General features: G+C 41.8%; 22 protein-coding genes. 21 read left to right on the top strand and 1 reads right to left on the bottom strand.

Annotated elements, in window-relative coordinates:
* Positions 1 to 115 precede the first annotated feature (115 nt).
* The 6 genes from NPA43_RS12870 (at position 116) to NPA43_RS12845 (ending at position 7,067) form a co-directional block, all read left to right on the top strand.
* Positions 116 to 1,348 carry an NADP-dependent malic enzyme gene (locus NPA43_RS12870; protein WP_025092260.1) on the top strand — a complete coding sequence of 411 codons (1,233 nt, stop codon included), beginning with the start codon at positions 116 to 118 and terminating at the stop codon, positions 1,346 to 1,348.
* Between the two features lie 305 nt (positions 1,349 to 1,653).
* Complete coding sequence (accD, locus tag NPA43_RS12865) at positions 1,654 to 2,529, top strand: acetyl-CoA carboxylase, carboxyltransferase subunit beta (protein ID WP_099726893.1); 876 nt, start codon at positions 1,654 to 1,656, stop codon at positions 2,527 to 2,529.
* The gene (gene accA, locus NPA43_RS12860; RefSeq protein WP_034320966.1) at positions 2,514 to 3,491 is read left to right on the top strand and encodes an acetyl-CoA carboxylase carboxyl transferase subunit alpha; all 978 of its coding nucleotides are present in this window, start codon (positions 2,514 to 2,516) and stop codon (positions 3,489 to 3,491) included. The genes accD and accA overlap by 16 nt, the downstream gene beginning before the upstream one ends.
* A 342-nt stretch (positions 3,492 to 3,833) precedes the next feature.
* The gene (gene pfkA, locus NPA43_RS12855) at positions 3,834 to 4,793 is read left to right on the top strand and encodes a 6-phosphofructokinase (RefSeq protein ID WP_099726894.1); all 960 of its coding nucleotides are present in this window, start codon (positions 3,834 to 3,836) and stop codon (positions 4,791 to 4,793) included.
* A 27-nt stretch (positions 4,794 to 4,820) separates the two neighbouring features.
* Entirely contained in the window at positions 4,821 to 6,581 is a 1,761-nt protein-coding gene (gene pyk, locus NPA43_RS12850) for a pyruvate kinase (RefSeq protein WP_099726895.1), read from the top strand.
* Between the two features lie 99 nt (positions 6,582 to 6,680).
* Complete coding sequence (locus NPA43_RS12845; protein ID WP_099726896.1) at positions 6,681 to 7,067, top strand: FxsA family protein; 387 nt, start codon at positions 6,681 to 6,683, stop codon at positions 7,065 to 7,067.
* Positions 7,068 to 7,091: 24 nt separating this feature from the next.
* Here the strand turns inward: NPA43_RS12845 and ytvI are convergent, their stop codons facing one another.
* Positions 7,092 to 8,210, bottom strand: a complete 1,119-nt coding sequence (gene ytvI, locus NPA43_RS12840) for a sporulation integral membrane protein YtvI (RefSeq protein ID WP_099726897.1) — start codon at positions 8,208 to 8,210, stop codon at positions 7,092 to 7,094.
* 101 nt (positions 8,211 to 8,311) lie between these two features.
* On the opposite strand from ytvI, the gene NPA43_RS12835 reads away from it, so the two are divergent.
* From NPA43_RS12835 to NPA43_RS12765, 15 genes are all read left to right on the top strand, one after another.
* Positions 8,312 to 8,776 (top strand): DUF441 domain-containing protein, encoded by a 465-nt coding sequence (locus NPA43_RS12835; protein ID WP_099726898.1) that lies wholly within the window; start codon positions 8,312 to 8,314, stop codon positions 8,774 to 8,776.
* Between the two features lie 374 nt (positions 8,777 to 9,150).
* Positions 9,151 to 10,269 carry a citrate synthase gene (citZ, locus tag NPA43_RS12830; RefSeq protein WP_008346063.1) on the top strand — a complete coding sequence of 373 codons (1,119 nt, stop codon included), beginning with the start codon at positions 9,151 to 9,153 and terminating at the stop codon, positions 10,267 to 10,269.
* Between the two features lie 147 nt (positions 10,270 to 10,416).
* Positions 10,417 to 11,688: an NADP-dependent isocitrate dehydrogenase gene (gene icd / locus NPA43_RS12825; RefSeq protein ID WP_099726899.1), complete on the top strand. Its 1,272-nt coding sequence runs from the start codon at positions 10,417 to 10,419 to the stop codon at positions 11,686 to 11,688.
* A 34-nt stretch (positions 11,689 to 11,722) separates the two neighbouring features.
* Positions 11,723 to 12,661, top strand: coding sequence for a malate dehydrogenase (gene mdh, locus NPA43_RS12820; RefSeq protein ID WP_099726900.1), 939 nt, complete (start codon positions 11,723 to 11,725; stop codon positions 12,659 to 12,661).
* 188 nt (positions 12,662 to 12,849) lie between these two features.
* Positions 12,850 to 13,578 (top strand): response regulator transcription factor, encoded by a 729-nt coding sequence (locus NPA43_RS12815; protein ID WP_249704963.1) that lies wholly within the window; start codon positions 12,850 to 12,852, stop codon positions 13,576 to 13,578.
* A complete protein-coding gene (pnpS, locus tag NPA43_RS12810) occupies positions 13,571 to 15,313 on the top strand; it encodes a two-component system histidine kinase PnpS (RefSeq protein ID WP_249704964.1) in 1,743 nt (580 codons plus the stop codon). The genes NPA43_RS12815 and pnpS overlap by 8 nt, the downstream gene beginning before the upstream one ends.
* A 254-nt stretch (positions 15,314 to 15,567) precedes the next feature.
* On the top strand, positions 15,568 to 18,207 hold the full coding sequence (gene polA / locus NPA43_RS12805; RefSeq protein ID WP_256498900.1) for a DNA polymerase I: 2,640 nt from the start codon (positions 15,568 to 15,570) through the stop codon (positions 18,205 to 18,207).
* A 26-nt stretch (positions 18,208 to 18,233) separates the two neighbouring features.
* On the top strand, positions 18,234 to 19,067 hold the full coding sequence (gene mutM / locus NPA43_RS12800) for a DNA-formamidopyrimidine glycosylase (protein ID WP_099726904.1): 834 nt from the start codon (positions 18,234 to 18,236) through the stop codon (positions 19,065 to 19,067).
* Between the two features lie 173 nt (positions 19,068 to 19,240).
* Entirely contained in the window at positions 19,241 to 19,873 is a 633-nt protein-coding gene (ytaF, locus tag NPA43_RS12795) for a sporulation membrane protein YtaF (RefSeq protein WP_256498898.1), read from the top strand.
* Positions 19,874 to 19,886: 13 nt separating this feature from the next.
* On the top strand, positions 19,887 to 20,492 hold the full coding sequence (gene coaE, locus NPA43_RS12790) for a dephospho-CoA kinase (protein ID WP_099726906.1): 606 nt from the start codon (positions 19,887 to 19,889) through the stop codon (positions 20,490 to 20,492).
* Between the two features lie 172 nt (positions 20,493 to 20,664).
* Positions 20,665 to 21,687, top strand: a complete 1,023-nt coding sequence (locus NPA43_RS12785) for a glyceraldehyde-3-phosphate dehydrogenase (protein WP_099726907.1) — start codon at positions 20,665 to 20,667, stop codon at positions 21,685 to 21,687.
* Positions 21,688 to 21,921: 234 nt separating this feature from the next.
* Entirely contained in the window at positions 21,922 to 22,302 is a 381-nt protein-coding gene (speD, locus tag NPA43_RS12780; RefSeq protein ID WP_003216492.1) for an adenosylmethionine decarboxylase, read from the top strand.
* Between the two features lie 183 nt (positions 22,303 to 22,485).
* Positions 22,486 to 22,872: a cytosolic protein gene (locus NPA43_RS12775; RefSeq protein WP_099726908.1), complete on the top strand. Its 387-nt coding sequence runs from the start codon at positions 22,486 to 22,488 to the stop codon at positions 22,870 to 22,872.
* Positions 22,873 to 22,876: 4 nt separating this feature from the next.
* Positions 22,877 to 23,335 carry a transcriptional regulator NrdR gene (gene nrdR / locus NPA43_RS12770; protein ID WP_003216720.1) on the top strand — a complete coding sequence of 153 codons (459 nt, stop codon included), beginning with the start codon at positions 22,877 to 22,879 and terminating at the stop codon, positions 23,333 to 23,335.
* 101 nt (positions 23,336 to 23,436) lie between these two features.
* The gene (locus NPA43_RS12765; RefSeq protein WP_256498897.1) at positions 23,437 to 24,861 is read left to right on the top strand and encodes a replicative helicase loading/DNA remodeling protein DnaB; all 1,425 of its coding nucleotides are present in this window, start codon (positions 23,437 to 23,439) and stop codon (positions 24,859 to 24,861) included.
* The last annotated feature ends 3 nt before the right edge of the window (positions 24,862 to 24,864 follow it).

Below are 24,864 nucleotides of genomic sequence, written 5' to 3'. Positions count from 1 at the left end.
AATTTCACCTATTGTGTTATCATTTTAAAGATTCTGTGTATTTAAACTGCCAAGTATGTGCTTATCAACTTAGCAATTCATTAAATCATTTTCCACTTGAAGGAGTGTTCATCACATGTCATTAAGAGAAGAAGCATTACATATGCACAAAGAGAATCAAGGCAAACTCGAATCAAAATCAAAAGTACAAGTGAAAAATGCGAAAGACTTGAGCTTGGCTTACTCACCAGGTGTTGCAGAGCCATGTAAAGATATTTATGACGACACAAGCAAAGTGTATGATTATACAATGAAAGGTAATATGGTCGCTGTTGTCACAGACGGAAGCGCTGTGTTAGGGCTTGGAAATATCGGTGCGGAAGCATCTCTTCCGGTCATGGAAGGTAAAGCTGTATTATTCAAAAGTTTTGCAGGTGTTGATGCATTCCCAATCGCACTTGCAACAAACGATGTAGACAAAATCGTTGAAACAGTGAAGCTTCTTGAGCCGACGTTTGGCGGCGTGAACCTTGAAGATATTGCAGCACCAAACTGCTTCATCATTGAAGAGCGTTTGAAAAAGGAGACAAACATTCCTGTTTTCCATGATGATCAGCATGGAACAGCGATTGTAACAGTGGCAGGACTTGTCAATGCCCTTAAACTGTCTGGAAAATCAATGTCTTCAATCAAAGTTGTTGCAAACGGCGCTGGCGCAGCAGGTATTGCGATTATCAAACTTCTTTATCATTTCGGTGTACGTGATATCATTATGTGTGATACAAAAGGCGCTATTTATGAAGGCCGTCCAAATGGTATGAATGCAGTGAAAAACGAAGTAGCTAAATTTACGAACCAAGACCGTAAAGAAGGCTCTTTAGAAGAAGTAATTGAAGGCGCAGATGTCTTTATCGGCGTTTCAGTAGCAGGTGCTTTAACAAAAGAAATGGTTGGAAAAATGGCAAAAGATCCTGTGATCTTCGCAATGGCAAATCCAAACCCAGAGATCATGCCAGAAGATGCACATGCAGCAGGTGCAAGTGTTGTAGGAACTGGCCGTTCTGACTTCCCGAACCAAGTGAACAACGTCCTTGCATTCCCTGGCATTTTCCGCGGAGCGCTCGATGTACGTGCAACACACATTAACGAAGAAATGAAAATTGCAGCTGTTGAAGCGATTGCTTCCCTTGTATCAGATGAAGAATTGTCAGCGGAATACGTCATCCCTGCACCATTTGATGCACGTGTAGCACCAGCGGTAGCTAAAGCAGTGGCAAAAGCAGCAATGGAAACAGGCGTTGCAAGAATCAAAGTAGACCCAGAAGCTGTTGCAGAAAAAACAAGAAAATTAACGATTATCGGCGAGTAATCGAATTGGAAAAGTGTGCACGTTCTTTCTGGAATAGGAGGAAAGGCGTGCACCATTTCCTCTCTGATACGAAAATTTTTTCATCCGGAATGAGATTTTTTTGTAGACGTTCACAATTCAAATATATCAACTGCTCAGCGCCCCAAACACATACTCATTTCTCATCAATTCCCCACTAAAAAAATGGAATGAAGGATGACAGCGTTTGACAAAAAAAGTACAATAGTTTCGGTACAGTTATGACATGTCCTATAATAGTGGATGTGCGTGTAAAGAAAAAACCCTTCAAAAAGGGAGGTAGTCATTTGTCAATCAAGAACATTTTCAGTAAAAAGAAAAAATATGCATCTGTACCCTCTGAACAGGCAAGTCAAGATGTCCCTGAAGGCATCATGACCAAATGTCCGCAATGTAAAAAAATAATGCTCACCAAAGAACTAGATAAAAATTTACGTGTTTGTATGAATTGCGGCAGACATTTGCAAATGAATGCAAAACAGCGTATTGAAAGCCTTGTAGACGAAGGCACATTTGAAGAATTTAACGGGCACCTGATTTCTGAAAACCCGCTCGGTTTCCCAGGCTACGAAGAAAAGCTTGAGAAAGACAGAGAAAAGACATCTTTGAATGAAGCCATTGTCACAGGTAAAGGTGAAATTGAAGGCCAAAGTGCTGTAATTGCTGTCATGGATGCCACGTTCCGTATGGGAAGTATGGGCTCGGTCGTTGGTGAAAAGATCACACTGGCTATTGAGAAAGCAAAAGCGGACAAGGTGCCATTTATTATCTTTACTGCATCTGGCGGAGCGAGAATGCAAGAGGGGATTCTCAGTCTCATGCAGATGGCAAAAACAAGTTCAGCATTAAAGCTGTTCAGCGAGGACCAAGGTTTGATTATCTCTGTGATGACCAACCCGACAACTGGCGGTGTATCAGCTAGTTTTGCGTCTCTCGGTGATTACAACTTTGCAGAACCTGGTGCATTAATTGGTTTTGCAGGCCGCAGAATCATTGAACAAACCATTCGTGAAGACCTGCCAGAGGACTTCCAAACGGCTGAATTTTTAATGAAGCATGGTCAATTGGATGCTGTCATTCACCGTGCAGAGATGAAAGAAAAACTGGGTCAAATCTTAGCATTACACAGCACAGGAGGTGAACGAGAGTGGCTGGAGAACTAGAATTTGAAAAACCTGTCATCGAACTTAGAGCGAAGATTGATGAATTGAAAAAGTTCACACAAAACTCAGAAATGGATTTAAGTGCAGAAATTGAGCGCCTTGAAACACGTCTGAGTAAGCTTGAAGCGGACATTTATACAAATTTAAAACCATGGGACAGAGTGCAAATTGCACGTCATGCCATGCGTCCAACAACTCTCGATTACATTCAAGAGCTGTTTGACAACTTTTTCGAATGTCATGGTGATCGTTTCTATGGCGATGATGAAGCCATTGTTGGAGGAATCGCCACGTTTAAAGGGCTTCCTGTCACAGTCATTGGCCATCAGCGTGGAAAAGACACAAAAGAAAACTTGCGCCGTAATTTCGGAATGCCTCATCCAGAAGGTTACCGTAAAGCGCTGCGCTTGATGAAACAAGCAGATAAATTTAATCGCCCCATCATTTGCTTTATTGATACAAAAGGAGCTTATCCTGGTAAAGCAGCTGAAGAACGCGGGCAAAGTGAAGCAATTGCGAAAAACTTATTCGAAATGGCAGGACTTCGTGTACCGGTTGTCTGTATTGTCATTGGAGAAGGCGGAAGTGGCGGAGCACTAGGCTTAGGCGTAGGAAACCACCTATTCATGCTAGAGAACTCAACGTATTCAGTGATTTCACCTGAAGGTGCAGCAGCACTGCTCTGGAAGGACTCATCACTTGCTAAAAAAGCTGCAGAAACAATGAAAATTACCGCTCCAGACCTAAAAGAATTAGATATTATAGATGATGTTATTAAAGAAGTGCAAGGTGGAGCACATCGAGACGTGAAACAACAAGCAGCCTACATGGATCAAACATTAAAACAGTCACTTACATCTTTGCTCAAACTATCGCCAGAAGAATTAGTCGAACAAAGATATCAAAAATACAAAGCAATTGGCAAAGTGTCGATTGAAAATCAATATATTGGGGTAAACTAAATAAACGTACAGCCTTTTTGGCTGACGTTTATTTTTTTTCATCTTTTTTTATGAAAACCTTCCTTGTGTAAGCGCTATTTGAAAATAATTTTCTTTTGTTTTCATAAAATTTGAAACGTCTGAAAACCTTGATATGATAAGGTTTAGAGCGCTTGATCCTACAAGTTTTTGAGAGATTTGCTTTCATGACTTTCTTAACTTTTGTTTAAAAACGGTTTATTTAATTGTATAATAAGTACGGTTTTAGAAATTCGTATTGAAAACATCCGGTTTTGCTCATGATTGTTTTCAAGCAATGGAAATGGTATGTTTAATTCATATATGGTCTCTGAGGTGAAAAAGATGAAGCGTATAGGAGTTTTAACGAGCGGTGGGGATTCCCCAGGAATGAATGCAGCTGTGCGCGCAGTTGTAAGAAAAGCAATTTACCATAATGTTGAAGTTTACGGTATTTATAATGGATATTCAGGTCTAATTAACGGTAAAATTGAGAAACTCGAAATAGGTTCAGTAGGCGATATTATTCATCGTGGAGGAACAAAACTTTACACGGCAAGATGCCCTGAATTCAAGACAGTTGAAGGTCGCGAAAAAGGGATTGAAAACTTAAAAAAATTCGGTATTGAAGGGCTTGTTGTCATTGGTGGAGATGGCTCATTCATGGGAGCGAAGAAATTAACAGAGCTCGGTTTTCCATGTGTAGGTGTCCCTGGCACGATTGACAACGATATTCCAGGTACTGATTTCACTATTGGCTTTGATACAGCACTGAATACTGTCATTGATGCCATTGATAAAATTCGTGATACAGCCACATCTCATGAACGTACATACGTAGTGGAAGTAATGGGAAGACATGCTGGTGATATTGCCCTCTGGTCAGGTCTTGCGGGCGGAGCTGAATCTATTTTGATTCCTGAAGCAGACTATGACATGGACGAAATTATTGCCAGATTGAGAAGAGGTCATGAGCGCGGCAAGAAGCACAGTATCATCATCGTAGCAGAAGGCGTAGGCAGCGGTGTTGAATTTGGCAAGCGAATTGAAGAGGAGACAAGCCTTGAAACACGTGTATCTGTCTTAGGACATATTCAGCGCGGAGGTTCTCCAAGTGCGTTTGACCGGGTGCTGGCAAGCCGTTTAGGAGCGTATGCAGTGGAGCTTCTTCTTGAAGGAAGTGGCGGACGCTGTGTGGGCATTCAAAGCAATGAACTCGTTCATCACGATATTTTAGAAATCTTAGATAAAAAACATACAGTCGATCAACATATGTACCGACTTTCACAAGAGCTCTCTATATAAAACGAGAAGACCTTAGGAGGAACAGTAATGAGAAAGACAAAAATCGTTTGTACAATCGGTCCAGCAAGTGAAAGCATTGAAACGCTGACTGAATTGATTGAAGCAGGAATGAATGTAGCCAGACTAAACTTCTCTCATGGAGATTTTGAAGAGCATGGTGCACGCATCGAAAACATTCGTAAAGCAGGTAAAACTTTAGGCAAGGACATTGCGATCCTTCTTGATACAAAAGGTCCAGAGATCCGTACACGTACTGTTGAAAACGGCTCAATTGAGCTAGTAGCTGGTGCTGATCTCATCGTGAGTATGGAAGACATTGTAGGGAATACGGAAAGAATTAGTGTGACGTACGAAGATTTAATTCATGATGTAGAAGTGGGCTCAACCATTCTATTAGATGATGGTCTCATTGGTTTAGAGGTTAAAGAACTCAACAAGGACCGCAAAGAAATCGTCACGAAAGTCATGAATACTGGCACGCTCAAAAACAAAAAAGGTGTAAACGTACCAGGTGTGAGTGTGAACCTGCCAGGTATTACAGAAAAAGATGCCAATGATATTCTGTTCGGAATTGAACAAGGCGTTGATTTCATCGCAGCTTCTTTTGTAAGACGAGCTTCTGATGTTCTTGAAATTCGTGAGCTTCTTGAAAAGAATAACGCGGCTGACATTCAAATCATTCCTAAGATTGAAAACCAAGAGGGTGTTGATAACATCGATGAGATCCTTGAGGTATCAGACGGTCTGATGGTTGCACGTGGAGACCTTGGTGTAGAGATCCCAGCAGAAGAAGTACCGCTTGTTCAAAAAATGCTGATTAAAAAATGCAATCGTTTAGGCAAGCCTGTGATCACAGCTACTCAAATGCTGGACAGCATGCAGCGTAACCCTCGTCCAACTCGTGCGGAAGCAAGTGACGTGGCAAATGCGATATTTGACGGCACAGATGCGATTATGCTTTCTGGTGAAACAGCAGCAGGGACATACCCAGTTGAAGCTGTACAAACGATGCACAACATTGCATCACGTTCAGAGGAAGCACTAAACTATAAAGCGATTCTTTCTCGCAGAAGCGAAGAAGTAGAAGTCAGCATTACAGATGCCATCGGCCAATCAGTTGCGCATACAGCAATGAAGCTTGACGTGGCAGCGATTGTGACACCTACTGAAAGCGGTCATACAGCGAGAATGATTTCAAAATATAGACCAAAAGCACCAATCGTAGCGGTAACAGCAAACGAATCAGTGGCTAGAAAGCTATCTCTTGTATTCGGCGTATTTGCTAAGAGCGGATCAAATACGAACTCTACAGATGAAATGCTTGAGAATGCAGTAGAGAAGTCAATTGAAACTGGCTATGTCAGACATGGCGACTTGATTGTGATTACAGCAGGTGTGCCAGTTGGTGAAACAGGTACAACGAACTTAATGAAAGTATATGTTGTCGGTGACATCATTGCGAAGGGTCAAGGAATTGGCCGTAAATCTGCATTTGGACCGGTTGTCATTGCACAAAGCGGAAAAGAAGCAGACGAAAAAATGTACGATGGTGCAATTCTTGTAGCGAACTGCACAGACCGTGATATGATGGGCGCTTTAGAGAAAGCATCTGCTCTTATCACAGAAGAAGGCGGTTTAACAAGCCATGCAGCAGTCGTTGGACTCAGCCTTGGCATTCCAGTGATTGTTGGTCTTGACAGCGCAACAACACTTCTAAAAGAAGGCGAAGAGATTACAGTAGATCCAACACGCGGAGCGATCTACAAAGGCCGTGCAAGCGTCCTTTAAATCACACACGAGGGGAGTTGTCTGACTCCTCTCTTTTTTTATGTTACACTAAAAAAAGTAAACAGCTTTCGATGAAAGATACCCCATGAGGTGATATGGTTGAAATATTTTCTACTATTATTGATTCTGTTCCCTGCAGTGGAAATTAGTTTGTTTTTAATCTCAAGTAAAATCATTGGCATTTTACCAACGATGCTCATCATCGTGCTCACGAGTGCATTAGGTGCTTATTTTGCAAGAAAGCAAGGAATTGAAGCATTTCAGAAAGTGCAGCGAGATTTACAATATGGCAAGATGCCAGGGGCAACCATTGTAGATGGCTTTTGCATTCTCATTGGCGGTTTGCTGCTGCTCATTCCAGGCTTCTTATCGGATCTCATTGGGGCCTTGCTGCTCATTCCGATGACGAGAAAACGAATCAAGCCGCTCTTTGAACGCTGGCTCAGAAACATGTCAAACCGGAAACGCTATACCATTATTCGCTAAAGAGACCTCATCAGAAGGTCTCTTTTACTTTTGCATGCCATACCTAATGTACTGATAAATATCCCTGAAAACACCTGCATTACGAAACGCCTGCCATACGACAAGAGAAGCAGGGCCAAGGGCAAGTCCGAGAAAACCAAACCATTTTAACCCGACAAATAGCGCTACAAGCGTTGCTAAAGGATTAAGTCCGATGGATTTACTTAAGACTTTCGGCTCTGATATTTGTCTTTGAATTAATACGACAATATACAAAATGCCCAGCCCGATGGCAAGTGAAAGATTGCCTGTCATGGCGGAGTAAATGATCCAAGGTAGAAAAACAGTTCCGCTGCCGATGTAAGGAAGTAAATCGACAAGCCCAATACATAATGCGATCACAAAAGCATGATCGACTTTTAAGATGATCAGCCCGATGAGCACGATGCCGATGGTTATGGCAACGAGCAGAAGCTGAGCTTTCATAAAGCCAGTAATCGCTTTTTTGATTTCAGATAAAATGGCGCGTGTATGCTGCATCCACTTTGCGGGAAAGATACGTGAACCATATTTTTTTAAAGTAAACCAATCTTTTGTGATAAAAAAAGTCGCTAGTGCGGAAAATAAAAGCGTTGCTGCTGCATCAGGCAAAAGACCTAAAAAAACCGGAATGAGTTCGAGTGTTTTTGAAAGAAAAGTCCCGATTTTCGCGGCTGCTTCGTCGCCAAGTGCTTGAATTTGTCCCAAAATTGATTCCTGTTGTCCTGCTTGAAGTGTATTAAATTGGGCAGTCAAATCATGATATAAAGGCAGAATTTTATTTGTGAAAAACTGCTCCACAATACTGATCATTTGATCAAGGTGACCAGGCAATACTTTTGCTAAATAAGCACTTCCTGAAATGATTTCCGCTACTAAAAGCGTCATTAAGCCGGCTGCAGCCACTAAAAAGAGCAATAGAACAATAACCACGACAAACCCTCTTGGCATCCCGGTGATCTCTTCTATTTTGCAGACGGCAGGATGAATCAAACAGGACACAACAAGTGCGATCCAAAAAGGATATAAAAACGGAAAAGACTGATATAAAAAGACAACCGCAAACACGGCAATGCTGATCATCATCAAACTTCGCAGAAAAATGGCCACATAGGCGTGATTCACACAATCCCCTCCAAAAAAACAAGCATGTCCGATACTTCATTTTATTCAAAAAGATTAGTAATATGAAAAGGTCGCAATAAAAAGAAAGGAAGGGGCGGCGTATGTTTACTCAAGCAAATTTATTTTTGGTTCTTTTACTCGTGATTGCACTTATTGCGAAGAACAATTCGTTAATTTTAGCGGTTTCTGTGCTGATTGTGATTAAGCTCATTGGCCTGGATCAGAAAATTTTCCCGGTTCTGCAATCAAAAGGCATCAATTGGGGGGTGACCGTCATTACAATTGCTGTGCTTGTGCCGATCGCAACAGGTGACATTGGATTTAAGCAGCTTGGAGAAGCGGTGAAATCTTCCTATGCTTGGATTGCACTTGGAGCGGGTATATTAGTAGCACTTATTGCAAAAAACGGCATTGTACTACTCGAAAATGATCCGCATATTACGGCAGCGCTTGTATTCGGCACGATTTTGGCCGTCAGTTTATTTAAAGGTGTGGCTGTTGGCCCGCTGATCGGTGCAGGAATTGCCTATTTGGCGATGCAAGCTGTGAAATTTTTCAGCGGATGAAAAGAGAGTGGCTCATGTCACTTTCTTTTTTATTTTTTTCTTGCGCGAGCTTTTGCAATAAAACATAATTAAATATATTAAAAGAAGTAAAATCCCTTTATTCCATGCCCTAAACGGAAGGCTGAAAAAAAATTTATCAAAAAAAATTATAGTTAAACATTTAACAAATGTCTGATTATTGTTTATAATGGGAATAGGCTTAATTTTGAACTCATTGATCACACAAGAGATATGAGGCTAAAAGCGCTCTAACCGTATAGGTAAATGTAAGCATTTTCTTTTCTGAACCTGCCACCATATTCGGATTGGATAGCGCTTTCAAAAGCGAGAATTCTGCAACGAAGGGGAATCTTTTTAAAAAGGGGAGATTGAACATGACAGCAACAAGAGGTCTAGAAGGTATTGTGGCAACAACTTCATCCGTAAGCTCAATTATTGATGATACTCTTACTTATGTAGGGTACAATATTGATGATTTAACTGAAAAAGCTACATTCGAAGAAATTGTCTACCTGTTATGGCACTTAAAGCTGCCGAATGAGCAGGAGCTGAGTGAACTAAAACAGCAGCTCAATGAAAATGCTCACATTCCGCAAGAAATCATTGAGCACTTTAAATCTTATTCGCTGGATGGGGTTCATCCAATGTCTGCGATTCGTACAGCGGTATCCTTACTAGGTTTACTCGATGATGAATCAGAGATTATGGACAAAGAAGCGAATTACAGAAAAGCCATTCGATTACAGGCGAAAATTTCTGGTCTTGTCGCTGCGTTCTCACGCATTCGAAAGGGGCTTGAGCCTGTACAGCCAAAAGAAGAATACAGCTATGCTGCGAACTTCTTGTATATGCTAAACGGCGAAGAACCATCACCAGTAGAAATTGAGGCAATTGATAAGGCACTCATTCTACATGCGGATCATGAATTAAATGCGTCGACATTTACAGCACGTGTATGTGTTGCTACACTGTCAGATATCTACTCTGGTGTAACAGCAGCCATCGGCGCGCTTAAAGGACCGCTTCATGGCGGCGCCAATGAAGGCGTGATGAAGATGCTTTCAGAAATTGGCGAAGTCGAAAACGTAGATTCCTATATTCATGGTAAGCTAGAGAAGAAAGAAAAAATTATGGGCTTTGGCCACCGTGTATACCGCCAAGGTGACCCGCGTGCTAAACATCTAAAAGAAATGAGCCAGCGTTTAACAAACCTGACTGGTGAGCCGAAATGGTATGAAATGTCTGTTCGCGCAGAGGAAATCGTGACATCAGAGAAAAATCTTCCACCGAATGTCGATTTTTATTCTGCATCTGTATATCACAGTCTTGGTATTGATCATGACTTGTTTACACCAATTTTCGTGATCAGCCGATTCTCTGGATGGATCGCTCACATTTTAGAGCAATATGACAACAACCGTCTTATCCGTCCAAGAGCTGATTACATTGGACCTGATCTTCAAACGTTTGTTCCGATCAGTGAAAGAGACTAATGTTTATAGAATAAGCGGAGGCTGATCCAAATAAACCAATCAGCCTCCATATCAACAAAAAACGAATCATGTGAAAAACTTCTTCGCTTGCAGACATCAAGCCAAGAAGTTTCAAATATTCACTACATAACCTGGGAGGTAATATCATTGTCACAAGGCGAAAAAATTACAGTTACTGGCGGCGTATTGAATGTACCAAATAATCCAATTATCCCGTTTATCGAAGGGGACGGAATCGGTCCTGACATTTGGAAAGCAGCATCAAGAGTTCTTGAAGCAGCTGTAGAAAAAGCATATAAAGGTGAAAAGCAAATCACTTGGAAAGAAGTATATGCAGGTGAAAAAGCTTACAATAAAACTGGAGAGTGGCTTCCAGAGCAAACGCTTGAAGACATTCGTGAATACTTAATTGCTATTAAAGGACCACTTACAACACCAATTGGTGGAGGAATCCGTTCATTAAACGTGGCACTTAGACAAGAGCTTGATTTATTCACATGCTTACGTCCAGTTCGCTGGTTCCAAGGCGTACCATCTCCTGTGAAACGTCCAGAAGATACAGATATGGTTATCTTCCGTGAGAACACTGAAGATATCTATGCAGGAATCGAGTATGCAAAAGGATCAGACGAAGTGAAGAAGTTAATCGACTTCTTGAAAAACGAATTAGGTGTGAACAAAATCCGTTTCCCAGAAACTTCAGGTATCGGGATCAAGCCAGTTTCTGAAGAAGGAACATCTCGTCTTGTCAGAGCAGCTATCCAATATGCAATTGACCAAGGTCGTAAATCTGTGACGCTTGTTCACAAAGGAAACATCATGAAATTTACAGAAGGTGCCTTCAAAAACTGGGGCTACGAAGTGGCTGAAAAAGAGTTTGGCGACAAAGTCTTTACATGGGCACAATATGATCGTATTGTAGAAAAAGATGGAAAAGATGCGGCAAACAAAGCGCAAAGTGAAGCAGAAGCTGCTGGCAAAATCATTGTCAAAGACAGCATTGCAGATATTTTCCTTCAACAAATCCTAACTCGTCCAGCTGAGTTTGAGGTTGTTGCAACAATGAACTTAAACGGAGACTACATCTCTGATGCACTTGCAGCACAAGTTGGTGGAATTGGTATCGCACCAGGGGCAAACATCAACTACGAAACAGGACACGCTATTTTTGAAGCGACTCACGGAACAGCTCCGAAATATGCTGGTCTTGATAAAGTGAATCCATCTTCTGTTCTTCTATCAGGCGTGCTTTTACTTGAGCACCTTGGCTGGCAGGAAGCAGCTGATCTAGTGATTCAATCTGTTGAAAAAACAATCGCATCAAAAGTCGTCACATACGATTTTGCTAGATTAATGGATGGCGCAACAGAAGTGAAGTGTTCTGAGTTTGCTGACGAGCTCATCAAAAACTTGTCTTGATTCTTAAACTTTAAAGTTAAAGGGGAAAAAAGAAATGGCAAACAAGCGTAAAAAAGTATCTGTCATCGGAGCAGGCTTTACTGGAGCAACTACAGCATTTCTAACGGCTCAAAAAGAATTAGCGGATGTCGTATTAGTCGATATTCCTCAGCTTGAGAACCCAACAAAAGGGAAAGCACTTGATATGCTGGAAGCAAGCCCTGTTCAAGGCTTCGATGCAAACATTACAGGAACATCTAACTACGAAGATACAGCCGGTTCTGATGTAGTGGTCATTACGGCAGGAATTGCAAGAAAGCCGGGAATGAGCCGTGACGACCTCGTGTCAACAAATGAAAAAATCATGCGCAGTGTGACACGCGAAATTGTTAAATATTCTCCAGAAGCGATCATTGTTGTGTTAACAAACCCTGTTGATGCAATGACATATGCAGTTTATAAAGAATCAGGATTACCAAAAGAAAAAGTCATTGGACAATCGGGCATTCTTGATACAGCACGTTTCCGTACGTTCGTTGCTCAAGAATTAAACCTATCTGTCAAAGATGTGACGGGCTTTGTACTTGGTGGACATGGCGATGACATGGTTCCGCTTGTTCGTTACTCTTATGCAGGTGGTATCCCGCTTGAAACATTGATTCCAAAAGATCGAATTGATGCGATTGTTGAAAGAACAAGAAAAGGCGGCGGTGAAATCGTCAACCTATTAGGTAACGGTAGTGCGTATTATGCACCTGCTGCTTCACTAGTTGAAATGGTTGAGGCGATCCTAAAAGATCAGCGCCGCGTCATCCCAACGATTGCATACCTTGAAGGTGAATATGGCTACGAAGGCATTTACCTTGGTGTTCCAACAATCGTAGGTGGAAACGGCCTTGAGCAGATCATTGAGCTTGAGCTGACAGAAGAAGAAAGAAGTAAGCTTGATCAATCTGTTGAATCTGTTAAGAACGTCATGAAAGTATTGTCTTAATATGAATCAAAAAGAAGGCTTCTCTTAATAGGGGGCCTTCTTTTTGTTTACAAAACAAAACTTGTCGAAATTTTAAATTGTCCTCTTGTTAAGCTTTCGTTAAAATGAAAGAGAAAGCATGACTTCTCGCTTTTCACATAAGATACAAAAAACCGGATGCAGGGGAAATCACTAATTGGAGGCACAACATGAATAAAAAAATATTAGTTGTGGATGATGAAGAATCGATTGTAACACTTCTAAGCTATAACCTTGAAAGGGCGGGCTATGATGTCGTCACAGCAAGAGATGGGGAAGAAGCACTTGAAAAAGCAGCAAGTGAACAGCCTGATCTCATTGTATTAGATTTAATGCTTCCGAAGATGGACGGCATTGAAGTGTGCAAACAACTGAGAATTCAAAAAATGATGTTCCCTATTTTAATGCTGACAGCAAAGGACGATGAATTTGATAAGGTGCTCGGCCTTGAACTTGGAGCCGATGATTACATGACAAAGCCATTCAGTCCTAGAGAAGTTGGTGCTCGGGTAAAAGCCATTTTGAGACGAGCGCAGCAATCTCAGCCTGTCCCCACGCAAGAGGAGAAGGAAGAGATCATTGCAGACCAAATCAAAATTGGTGAACTCCGCATTTTACCTGAACATTACGAAGTCTACTTCCAAGAAGAACGTTTAGAGCTTACGCCAAAGGAATTTGAACTGCTGCTTTATTTGGCCAAGCATAAAGGCCGTGTTCTCACGCGTGATCTATTATTAAGTGCCGTATGGAATTATGACTTTGCAGGAGACACACGTATTGTGGATGTTCATATCAGCCACTTGCGAGACAAAATTGAAAAGAATACAAAAAAACCAGCATATATTAAAACCATTCGCGGCTTAGGCTACAAATTGGAGGAGCCTAAGCCAAATGAGTAAAATTAGGACCCGCCTGTTTTCAGGGCTCATCTTTCTCCTTTTTATTGTGTTTGTTGCACTTGGTCTTTTCCTGGATCACATGTTTCATGTTTTCTATGAAACAAAATTAACGGAACGAATGGAAAAGGAATCGAGCTTTCTCCTTTCTTCAATGAATGGTGATGATCTGAAGGCGGACCAAAACAAGGAGATCCTCAAACAGGCAAAGCAGCATCTCGATATGAATGCGTCGATTGTGGACCTGAAGGGGAATATCATACATACAACGGGTCAAGCAGAACAAAGAGCCATTATTCAAAACACGCTGAAAAATGAACGCCTGCAAACAAAAGGAGCGGTCATTGATGATGAGAAGGATGCGCTATTTCATTATGTAGTCCCTATCATGAATCAAAACGAACCAGGGGGATATTTATTTCTTCATGCTTCATATCAGCCTTTAAATGAAATTGACGGCCAGCTGTGGCTTGCATTAGCCTTTTGTCTTGGTTCGGCTATCATAATCATCGTCTTCTTTGGCTACCGCATGTCGATGAAGTATGTGAAACCGATTGATTATGCGACAAAGGTAGCCAAACAGCTTGAACGCGGGAACTATGATACCAATAACTATGAAGAGCTGATCATTGAAACAAGTGAGCTCAATACATCGATGAAGCGCCTTGCAGAAAGCCTTCAAGAAATGACAAGCGCTGGTGAAATGCAGCGAGACCGCCTACAAACGGTCATTGAAAACATTGGAGCGGGGATTATTTTGATTGATAAAATGGGTTATATCAACCTGGTCAATCGAACTTTCCGCAAACAATTTAAGGTGCAAAAGCATATTTACATGCACAAACTGTACCATGAAGCTTTCACACATGAAGAGATTATTGAGCTAATTGACGAAATTTTCATGACAGAAACCAAGGTTCGGAAGTTTTTACGTCTAGCCGTTGAGATCGAACGACGCTACTTCCAAGTCGATGGCGTCCCAATCTTAAGTACGGACGATGAATGGAAAGGGATTGTCCTTGTGTTTCATGATGTGACAGAAACAAAGCAGCTAGAACAGATGCGAAAAGACTTTGTCGCGAACGTCTCCCATGAATTAAAGACACCGATTACATCGATTAAAGGGTTTTCCGAAACCCTTCTTGATGGAGCGATTGATGACAAAGAAGCGCTGACAGAATTCCTTTCGATCATCCTAAAAGAGAGTGTCCGTTTAGAAACACTCATTCAAGACTTACTCGATCTGTCTAAAATTGAACAACAGCAGTTTAAGTTGAACATACAAGAATCCAATGCGACAGAAATTATCCAGGAGATTGAAGTCTTATTGAAACATAAAGCTTCAGAAAAAGGGGTACAATTGCTTGTGCGTGTTCCGAAAGAACCGGTCTATGTCATGGCTGACCCGCTGAGATTAAAGCAAATCTTCCTCAACCTCGTGAACAATGCGCTCACCTATACACCGGAGGGGGGAAGTGTCACGATCTCGGCAAGACCACGGAAAGACGGCTATGAATTTGATGTAGCAGATACAGGAATCGGTATGAAAAAAAGGGAGATTCCAAGAATATTCGAGAGATTTTATCGAATTGATAGAGATAGAAGCAGAAATTCAGGCGGTACAGGGCTTGGCCTTGCCATTGTCAAACACCTTGTCGAAGCACATGAAGGGACAATTTCCGTCCACAGCAAACAAGGCAAAGGGACGACTTTTACAGTAAGCCTGAAATCGAAATAAAGAAAAAGGAAAGTCGCGTTAAAATTTACATGATCTTTACAATGAATTCATGTTTTGTTAAACAATCATTGGTAGGATGAATAGGAACCCCTTCATCCAAGGAGCCAATTTTGGAAGGACGAAAGCACTTGTTGTTTTCGTCCCTTTTTTATGCAGGTTCGTCTATTTTCTTTTCAAAATAAACTTTGATAAAATAAAGATACAACGTGTGAAAGAGACGGCTGAGATGGCTCAGTCGATGGAGGATTAAAAACATGACAGACAAAAAGAAATTAGTGCTAGTGGATGGAAACAGTCTCGCTTATCGAGCCTTTTTTGCTTTGCCGCTATTATCAAATGATAAAGGCGTACATACAAATGCCATTTATGGCTTTGCGATGATCCTCATGAAGATGCTGGAGGACGAGAAGCCGACCCATATGCTCGTCGCTTTTGATGCGGGAAAAACAACGTTCCGTCACGAGACATTTAAAGAATATAAAGGTGGAAGACAAAAAACGCCGCCAGAGCTATCAGATCAAATGCCGTTCATTCGTGAACTATTAGATGCCTATCACGTGAAAAGGTACGAGCTTCCTCAATATGAGGCAGATGATATTATCGGTACATTAGCTGTGGAGGCAGAAAAAGACGGCTTTGAAGTCAAAATCTTCTCAGGAGATAAAGATTTAACGCAGCTTTCAACTGATCATACGACGGTGGCTATTACAAAAAAAGGCATCACAGAAGTAGAATACTACACTCCGGCTCATATTGAAGAAAAATATGGCCTGCGCCCAGATCAAATCATCGATATGAAAGGGCTGATGGGAGATTCCTCAGATAATATCCCAGGGGTGCCTAGTGTGGGCGAAAAAACAGCGATTAAATTGTTAAAGCAGTTTGAAACGGTTGAAAACTTGCTTAAACATATTGACGAGGTCAGCGGCAAAAAGCTAAAAGAAAAGCTTGAAGAACATAAAGAACAAGCTTTGATGAGTAAAAAGCTGGCGACAATTCATGTAGAAGCACCACTTGATGTGTCGAGCAAAGATCTCGCTTATGAAGGCCCTCACATGGATCAAGTGATTTCCCTTTACAAAGAACTAGGCTTTCAAACGCTGCTAGAGCGTCTTGGAGAAGCACCAGAAACTGGTGAACAGGTCGAAGTAGAAGCGTTAGAAGTGAAAAAGGTGACAGATGTAATGGATGATATGCTGACAGATCATGCTGCGCTTGTGGTAGAACAGCTAGGAGATAATTATCACGAAGCGGATTTGATCGGATTTGCAATCCATAATGAAAACGGTGCGTTTTTTATGACAAAAGAAAATGCACTAGAATCTGACGCGTTTAAACAATGGGCACAGGATGAAACAAAGAAAAAATGGGTCTTTGATTCAAAAAGAGCAGTTGTCGCCCTCAGATGGCATGATGTCGATCTAAAAGGTGTCGATTACGATGTCCTGCTCGCTTCATATGTCGTCAACCCGCAGAAATCATACGAGGACGTGGCAAGTGTGGCGAAGGAGTATGGTCTGAATATTGCTCTTTCTGATGAAAAAGTGTACGGAAAAGGTGCAAAGCAGGCGATTCCGCCTGAAGATGAGCTAAAAGATCATCTTGGACGGAAAGCAGCGGCGATCTCTGCCCTGCATGACCTAACACTTGAAGCGTTAGAAAAAAATGATCAGCATGAACTGTATGAAGATTTAGAGCTGCCGCTTGCACTCATCTTGGGTGAAATGGAATCTCTTGGGGTAAAGGTGGATATTGAGCGCCTAGAGAAGATGCGTGAAGAATTAACGAAAAAGCTCAAGGAATATGAAGAAACCATTCACCGTTTAGCGGGAGAAACGTTTAACATCAATTCGCCTAAACAGCTTGGTGTGATTTTATTTGAAAAATTAGGTCTGCCGATGATCAAGAAGACTAAAACAGGCTATTCCACGTCTGCCGATGTTCTTGAAAAGCTTGAAGACAAGCACGAAATTATTCGGTCGATTCTGCATTACCGCCAAATTGGAAAGCTGCAATCGACCTACGTAGAAGGCTTAATGAAAGTAACGCGCAAGGATACCCATAAAGTTCATACAAGATTTAATCAGGCGCTCACGCAAACAGGAAGACTAAGCTCAACGGATCCAAACCTTCAAAATATCCCGATTCGTTTAGAAGAAGGCCGGAAGATTCGTCAAGCGTTCGTTCCATCAAAAGAAGGGTGGCTCATGTTTGCAGCTGACTATTCACAAATCGAGCTGCGTGTACTCGCTCATATTTCTCAAGATGAGAACTTGATCGAAGCCTTTACGCAAGATATGGATATTCATACAAAAACAGCAATGGATGTGTTCCATATATCAGAAGAAGAAGTAACCTCCTCTATGAGAAGACAGGCCAAGGCTGTGAACTTCGGAATCGTTTATGGAATTAGTGACTATGGACTTTCTCAAAACCTTGGAATTACAAGAAAAGAAGCAGCGGCATTTATTGAACGCTATTTAACAAGCTTTAAAGGCGTGAAAACATATATGGAAGAGATTGTGCAAGAAGCAAAACAAAAAGGCTATGTCACGACGCTTCTAAAACGCAGAAGATATATCCCGGATATCACAAGCCGTAATTTTAATATTAAAAGCTTTGCAGAAAGAACGGCGATGAATACACCGATTCAAGGCAGTGCTGCCGATATTATTAAAAAAGCAATGATTGACATGGCGCGAAAGCTAAAAGAAGAGAACTTGCAGGCAAACCTTTTATTGCAGGTGCACGATGAACTGATCTTCGAAGCGCCGAAAGAAGAAATCGCCATACTAGAAAAAATTGTCCCTGAAGTCATGGAAAACACACTTCAGCTTGATGTGCCGCTAAAAGTTGATTTTGCTTCAGGCCCATCTTGGTATGACGCAAAATAAATAGAGAGAGAAAAGGAGCGAGGAGCATGCCGGAATTACCAGAAGTTGAAACCGTCCGGCGCACTCTCAAGCGGTTAGTCAAAGGAAAAACGATTGAAACGGTCGATATCAAATGGCCAAACATCATCAAACGTCCTGGGGAACCGGAAGAGTTCGCAAGAAGGATGGTAGGAGAAACCATACAAACCATTGAAAGAAGAGGGAAGTTCTTACTCTTTCATTTAGACCACTACGTGATGGTCTCCCATTTAAGGATGGAAGGAAAATACCACGTACATGAAGCAGCTGAGCCTTATGATAAACACGTACACGTCGTCTTTACGTTTACAGATGGTACCGAGCTTCGGTACCATGATGTGCGGAAATTTGGCACAATGCATCTATTTCAGCCAGGTGAAGAGGAAAAAGAACTCCCGCTCTCACAGCTGGGATATGAACCTTTTTCTGAACAGTTCACTCCGGAGCATTTATGGGAGCAATTGAAAAAAACATCCCGCGTGGTCAAAACGGCGTTACTTGATCAAAAGATTGTCGTGGGACTTGGTAATATTTATGTGGATGAAGTCCTTTTTAAATCAGGCATTCATCCAGAAACAAAAGCAAATCAGCTAAGTCTGGAATCCTGCAAAGTGCTTCACAAGCATATTATCGACACACTTCAAGTGGCGGTAGATGCGGGAGGAAGCACGATTCGTTCATATATTAATTCACAAGGCGATATTGGAACATTTCAATTGCAGCTTCTTGTATATGACCGGCGGGGAGAGCCTTGCCAAACATGCGGAAGTATCATTGAGAAAACGGTTGTTGGAGGGCGCGGCACTCATTTTTGTGTGACCTGCCAAAAACGTCCTCAATAAAGGTCAGCCATCAGCATGCTTCCTTTTTGCTGTGCATACGATAAAAAACATTCATTTTTCAGCAAGGTGTAGACTGACACACAGCCCACCTGCTCTTCATATAGTGAAGAAGAGTCTAGGACGCCTAGAGACTCTTGATCATCGTTGCATGAACAGAAAGGAAGAGTTCAGGTATGATTTCGATTTCGCTCCTGTTTTTAGCTATTGCAGTCAGCATCGACAGCTTTTCTGTGGGCTTTACGTATGGTCTTCGTAAAATGAGGATTCCATTTAAAGCCATTTTCATTATTGCATGCTGTTCAGGGATTGTGCTGCTCATTTCCATGCTGATTGGCAGCCTGCTGACGACATTCCTCCCTGTCTCAGTGACAGATAAACTTGGTGGAGGTATTTTGATTGCCATTGGACTTTGGGTATTGTATCAATTTTACAAACCAGCGAAAGAGCGTGACTTGCTCCTTCATGAAAAAACGTTGCTTAATGTAGAAGTGCAATCTCTTGGGCTTGTCATCCAAATTTTGCGAAAGCCTACAAGTGCAGATATTGACCGATCTGGGACGATCAATGGAATGGAAGCAGTGCTTCTTGGGATTGCTTTATCCATCGATGCATTTGGTGCAGGGATTGGCGCAGCGATTCTAGGGTTTTCTCCAATTGTGATGAGTATCACGGTAGCAGTGATGAGCTCACTCTTTGTGTGTATCGGGCTGCGTGCCGGACATTATTTGGCAAATTGGCGCTGGATTGATAAGCTCGCATGCCTACCAGGGCTGCTGCTTATTTTAATTGGGGTTTGGAAGCTGTAAAGGAGGAAATCAATTGACGCTCGTAATTGGATTAACTGGCGGGATTGCTAGTGGAAAAAGCACAGTCTCGCAGATGATAAAAGAGCTGGGCATCCGGGTGGTGGATGCAGATGTCATTGCAAAAGAAGCTGTTTCTAAAGGAACACCAGCCCTTCATCAAATCGTTCAAACCTTCGGTGAGGATGTCCTCCTGCCAAATGGTGAGCTGAACCGGCAGCAGCTAGGAGCGATCATTTTTTCTGATGAAGAGAAAAGAAAGCAGCTCAATGCCATCGTTCATCCAGAAGTCAGAAAGGAAATGCTCAAGCAGCGAGATGAAGGGATTAATCAGCAAGAAACATTCGTTGTGCTTGATATCCCGCTTTTATTCGAGAGTCAGCTGGAGAGCCTTGTTGACCGCATCATTGTGGTGTATACAACGCCTGAATTGCAGCTATCGCGGCTCATGAATCGAAACGCCCTTAGCGAGGAAGAAGCGCTGAATCGTATCCATTCCCAGCAGTCTCTTGAGGAGAAATGTCAAAAAGCAGACCGCGTGATAGAAAACACAAAAGATCTTGCTTTTATGAGAAAACAATTACAGAACATATTAAACGAATGGGAACATACAGATAAGTAAGAGTACATACACGTACTCTTCTTTTTTTTATGCTTTTTTCTTGTTTCCTTTGAAAAGAACAGCCCTTTTTATAAAATATACGTTTATATACTGGCAATTACATTCTAATGTGATATACTAATTTCATAAATAAATTATTGAGTATAACACATAATAGAGGAGTGACCTGTTCATGAAGGTAAAAGCAGCGATCAATGGGTTTGGCAGAATTGGACGCATGGTCTTCAGAAAAGCAATGCTTGATGATCAAATACAAATTGTAGCGGTTAACGCAAGCTATCCTGCCGAAACGCTAGCACATTTAATTAAATATGACACAAATCATGGACGTTACGAATGCGATGTGACAGCAGAAGATGACGCTTTGATTGTGAATGGAAAAAGAGTGCTTTTGCTCAATAACAGAGACCCAAAGCAGCTTCCATGGGGAGAGCTTGGGATTGATATCGTCATAGAAGCAACGGGTAAATTTAATTCAAAAGATCAAGCGATGGGCCATATAGATGCCGGAGCGAAAAAAGTCATTTTAACAGCTCCAGGTAAAAATGAAGACATCACGATTGTGATGGGTGTGAATGAGGATGATCTTGATCCTGAAAAGCATGTCATTATTTCAAACGCGTCTTGTACAACAAACTGTTTAGCGCCAGTTGTCAAGCTGTTAGATGATGAATTTGGCATCGAGAACGGCTTAATGACAACGGTTCATGCGTATACAAATGATCAAAAAAATATCGACAACCCGCATAAAGATCTGCGCCGGGCGAGAGCGTGTGCTCAGTCCATCATTCCAACAACGACGGGAGCCGCTAAAGCGCTTTCTTTAGTGCTTCCGCACATGAAAGGGAAATTACATGGACTTGCGCTTCGCGTGCCAGTCTCAAATGTGTCGATGGTTGATCTTGTGGTCGACTTGAAAAAAGATGTGACAGCAGAAGAGGTAAATGCTGCCTTCTCAAATGCATCAAAAACATCTCTTGCCGGCATTTTAGATTACACGGATGAACCGCTTGTCTCCACAGACTTTAACACAAATCCTTATTCAGCTGTCGTTGATGGACTCACAACGATGGTGATGGAAGATAGAAAAGTGAAAGTCCTTGCATGGTATGACAATGAATGGGGCTATTCATGCAGAGTGGTAGATCTTGTCAAGTATGTTGGCTCACAGATGAAAGAGCTGTCTGCTGTTTGAAATGAAGAAGACGAACGTCCCTTTTCAAGAAATGAGAGAAAATCCCACTAAAAACACAGCTTGCAAAATGGGTCTAAACAAAGTATACTATTTTTCGTGAACTTCTTGTTCGCAGACTCATTCGGGTATACTTAAAGGGTTAGGACCTCTTAGGACTAACTTTCCCCCGTGGTATATGTCCGGTCCGGCTGCTTAGAACTTCACTCTTTCATTCTTGTTTAAGGGGGGTCCATGATGGAAACAATCGGACGTCACGTTATCTCCGAGCTATGGGGATGCGACTGTGATAAACTGAACGACATGGATTTTATTGAAAAAACGTTTGTAAATGCAGCTTTGAAATCAGGAGCTGAGGTAAGAGAGGTTGCTTTTCACAAATTTGCACCTCAAGGAGTAAGTGGAGTTGTCATTATTTCTGAATCTCATCTGACAATTCACAGCTTTCCTGAACATGGTTATGCGAGCATAGATGTCTATACTTGCGGCGACCTAGATCCGAATATCGCAGCAGATCATATCGGAGATGAACTAGGTGCTGAAACAAGAGAGAACATCGAAATTCCTCGAGGCATGGGACCTGTACAAGTGAAACAGGCACAAGCCAAAGCACTGTAAACATAAAAAAGATTGCAATGGGAGCTGGCCAAAAGCATTGAATGCCTTTGTGTTATGCTCCTTTTTATATTGTTTCATATACAACATCCAACATTCCCAAACTTGTCTATACTTTTGTTCTAGGAAAACAAAGGTTTTTTTTATAAAATAAAGAAGAGGCGTAAAGGTAAAGGGGATATGTGTATGACTTTAGGACAAAAGTTCAAACGATTGATTTCAAACCATACGGAAACATCTGACCATCATCCGGTGTCAGAGCTGAAAAGCCGTTACTACAAATCGACAAATGCAAAAGTTTTTCAAGCGGTGGAAGCCCTTCTTTCCCGAAACGATTCCTATCAAGTGACATCTGTTTCAGCAGAACGAGGTGAAATCAGCGCAAACATACGAATGCCGAAAAAAGCCTTTCTCGTGGCGACTGTCATTTCAATTCGTCCTTTTGAAACAGCTGTCGATTTTAACGTGACAACAGAAACGGCCCTGCCAACAGATTTTGGCTACAGTCAAAAGACCGTTTTGTCCCTTTATGAAGAACTAGACAAACAACTTCCAAGAATAGATCGGAGCTGATGAAATGAAATGTCCGACATGTCAGCACCTTGGCACAAGGGTGCTTGATTCAAGACCAGTAGATGAAGGGAAATCCATTCGTCGTAGAAGAGAGTGCGAAAGCTGCCAATATCGCTTTACGACGTTTGAAAAATTAGAAGAATTACCGCTTATTGTAGTGAAAAAAGAAGGTATACGAGAAGAATTCAGCCGGGAAAAGATGCTGAGAGGACTCATCAAAGCGTGTGAAAAGCGTCCTGTCGCTTTAAAACAGCTGGAAGATGTTTGCTTTAACATCGAAAAAGAATTGCGTAATCAAGGCATGTCAGAAGTAAAAAGTGAGCTTGTTGGTGAAATGGTGATGGACGAGCTGGCGAAAATTGATGAAGTGTCTTACGTCAGGTTTGCTTCGGTTTACCGGCAGTTTAAAGACATCAATGTATTTATTGACGAATTAAAAGATTTATTAAAGAAAGAACGCTAAAAAAGAGCTGAAGATTCTTCATGCTCTTTTTCCTGCGTAAAGCGTAAAACGCAAAAAGAGTGTACAATGGAAACAATCGTATTCAGGGGGAGGATCAGCAAATGACAGAGCATTGGAAGGAAGTGCTAGCCGTCGATCCGTATGTCGTCAAAAGCGCTTCATTGCTCGGTGACATCGATAGACAGCTCATCACTCTTTTATATCAGCCGCTAATTGGCATGTCCGCTTTCAGCTTATACATGACGCTGTGGGGAGAGCTGGAACAAAATCGTATGTGGGGAAAGCCCGCACCTCATCGGCAGCTCATGGTCATGCTGCAAACGAATTTAAATGATATTTTTGAGGAACGTTTAAAACTTGAAGCGATCGGATTACTCCGCACATATGAACAGGAAACGGAAGAGGGCAGACTGTTTACATATGAGCTCGTGCCGCCGCTAAGGCCTGATGAGTTTTTCCAAGACGGTATGCTGAATGTCCTTTTGTACCATCGTGTAGAAAAAGCAAAATATATGCAGCTTCGTGATTATTTTTCTTATCCAGGTGTTCCTGCAGAAGCGAAGAACATTTCACGTTCGTTTGAAGAAGTCTTTCACGTATTGCAGCCAGGCGAACGCAAGATGACAGAAGAAATCAATCAGGCATCATCGCTTGATCAGGGCTATGAATATGTGACAGTTGGATCCAGTCAGCCGGCACCGCTCTCAGACGAATCCTTTGATTTTGATCTGTTGTTAGCGGGCATGTCTGACATGATGATTCCAAGAAAGGCTTTGACAAGGCAGGTGAAAGAGACGATTAAGAAGTTAGCTGTTGTATACGGCATCACCCCGCTGCAAATGCAAAATATTGTAGCCGGCGCCTGTGGTTCGGATCAAATGATCTCAACAGAAGAGCTAAGAAAAGCAGCAAGAGACTGGTATCAAATTGAATACAGAGGCGAACAGCCGAAACTGATTGATCAAAAACAGCCAAGACATTTACGTCACGATGCCTCAAAGCCGCCATCGGCAGATACACCTGATGCCAAATTGATTGAAAAGCTAGATCATATTTCGCCCAGGGAGCTTCTAAAAGATATGGCAGATGGCATTGAGCCAACGTATGCTGACTTAAGAATTGTCGAAGATATCATGCTCGAGCAGCAGCTAGAGCCAGGTGTCATGAACGTTCTAATCTACTATACACTGCTGAAAACAGATATGAAGCTGTCCAAAACGTATATGCAAAAAATCGCTGCCCATTGGGTGAGAAAGAAAATTAAAACCGTTGAGGCGGCCATGAAAATGGCAAAAGAAGAGAACAGGCAAATGACTGAGTGGGCGCAGCAGAAAAAGCAGCGAAGCCCATATGGATCAGGAAAAGTCGTCCGCGAGGAGAAACTGCCTGACTGGATGAAAGAAACTGAAACGAAAGAACAGCCGGCAAAAGAACAAGCGGACAGTCTGTCTACAGAGGATCTTGAACGAGAAAAAGAAAAACTGTTAGATCAGTTTAAAAATATGAAAAAATACAATGCACATTAATGT

The sequence above is a fragment of the Bacillus pumilus genome (assembly GCF_024498355.1).
GTDB classification, from domain to species: Bacteria; Bacillota; Bacilli; order Bacillales; family Bacillaceae; genus Bacillus; species Bacillus pumilus_P.
This window is presented reverse-complemented; position numbering and strand designations above follow the sequence as displayed.

Bases quoted from the DNA above. Each gene is read 5' to 3' on its own strand.
- mdh (WP_099726900.1), top strand. From the start codon at position 11,723: ATGGCAAACAAGCGTAAAAAAGTATCTGTCATCGGAGCAGGCTTTACT.
- NPA43_RS12870 (WP_025092260.1), top strand. From the start codon at position 116: ATGTCATTAAGAGAAGAAGCATTACATATGCACAAAGAGAATCAAGGC.
- NPA43_RS12775 (WP_099726908.1), top strand. From the start codon at position 22,486: ATGACTTTAGGACAAAAGTTCAAACGATTGATTTCAAACCATACGGAA.
- NPA43_RS12815 (WP_249704963.1), top strand. From the start codon at position 12,850: ATGAATAAAAAAATATTAGTTGTGGATGATGAAGAATCGATTGTAACA.
- pnpS (WP_249704964.1), top strand. From the start codon at position 13,571: ATGAGTAAAATTAGGACCCGCCTGTTTTCAGGGCTCATCTTTCTCCTT.
- mutM (WP_099726904.1), top strand. From the start codon at position 18,234: ATGCCGGAATTACCAGAAGTTGAAACCGTCCGGCGCACTCTCAAGCGG.
- NPA43_RS12835 (WP_099726898.1), top strand. From the start codon at position 8,312: ATGTTTACTCAAGCAAATTTATTTTTGGTTCTTTTACTCGTGATTGCA.
- nrdR (WP_003216720.1), top strand. From the start codon at position 22,877: ATGAAATGTCCGACATGTCAGCACCTTGGCACAAGGGTGCTTGATTCA.
- pfkA (WP_099726894.1), top strand. From the start codon at position 3,834: ATGAAGCGTATAGGAGTTTTAACGAGCGGTGGGGATTCCCCAGGAATG.
- ytaF (WP_256498898.1), top strand. From the start codon at position 19,241: ATGATTTCGATTTCGCTCCTGTTTTTAGCTATTGCAGTCAGCATCGAC.
- NPA43_RS12785 (WP_099726907.1), top strand. From the start codon at position 20,665: ATGAAGGTAAAAGCAGCGATCAATGGGTTTGGCAGAATTGGACGCATG.
- citZ (WP_008346063.1), top strand. From the start codon at position 9,151: ATGACAGCAACAAGAGGTCTAGAAGGTATTGTGGCAACAACTTCATCC.
- polA (WP_256498900.1), top strand. From the start codon at position 15,568: ATGACAGACAAAAAGAAATTAGTGCTAGTGGATGGAAACAGTCTCGCT.
- speD (WP_003216492.1), top strand. From the start codon at position 21,922: ATGGAAACAATCGGACGTCACGTTATCTCCGAGCTATGGGGATGCGAC.
- NPA43_RS12765 (WP_256498897.1), top strand. From the start codon at position 23,437: ATGACAGAGCATTGGAAGGAAGTGCTAGCCGTCGATCCGTATGTCGTC.
- pyk (WP_099726895.1), top strand. From the start codon at position 4,821: ATGAGAAAGACAAAAATCGTTTGTACAATCGGTCCAGCAAGTGAAAGC.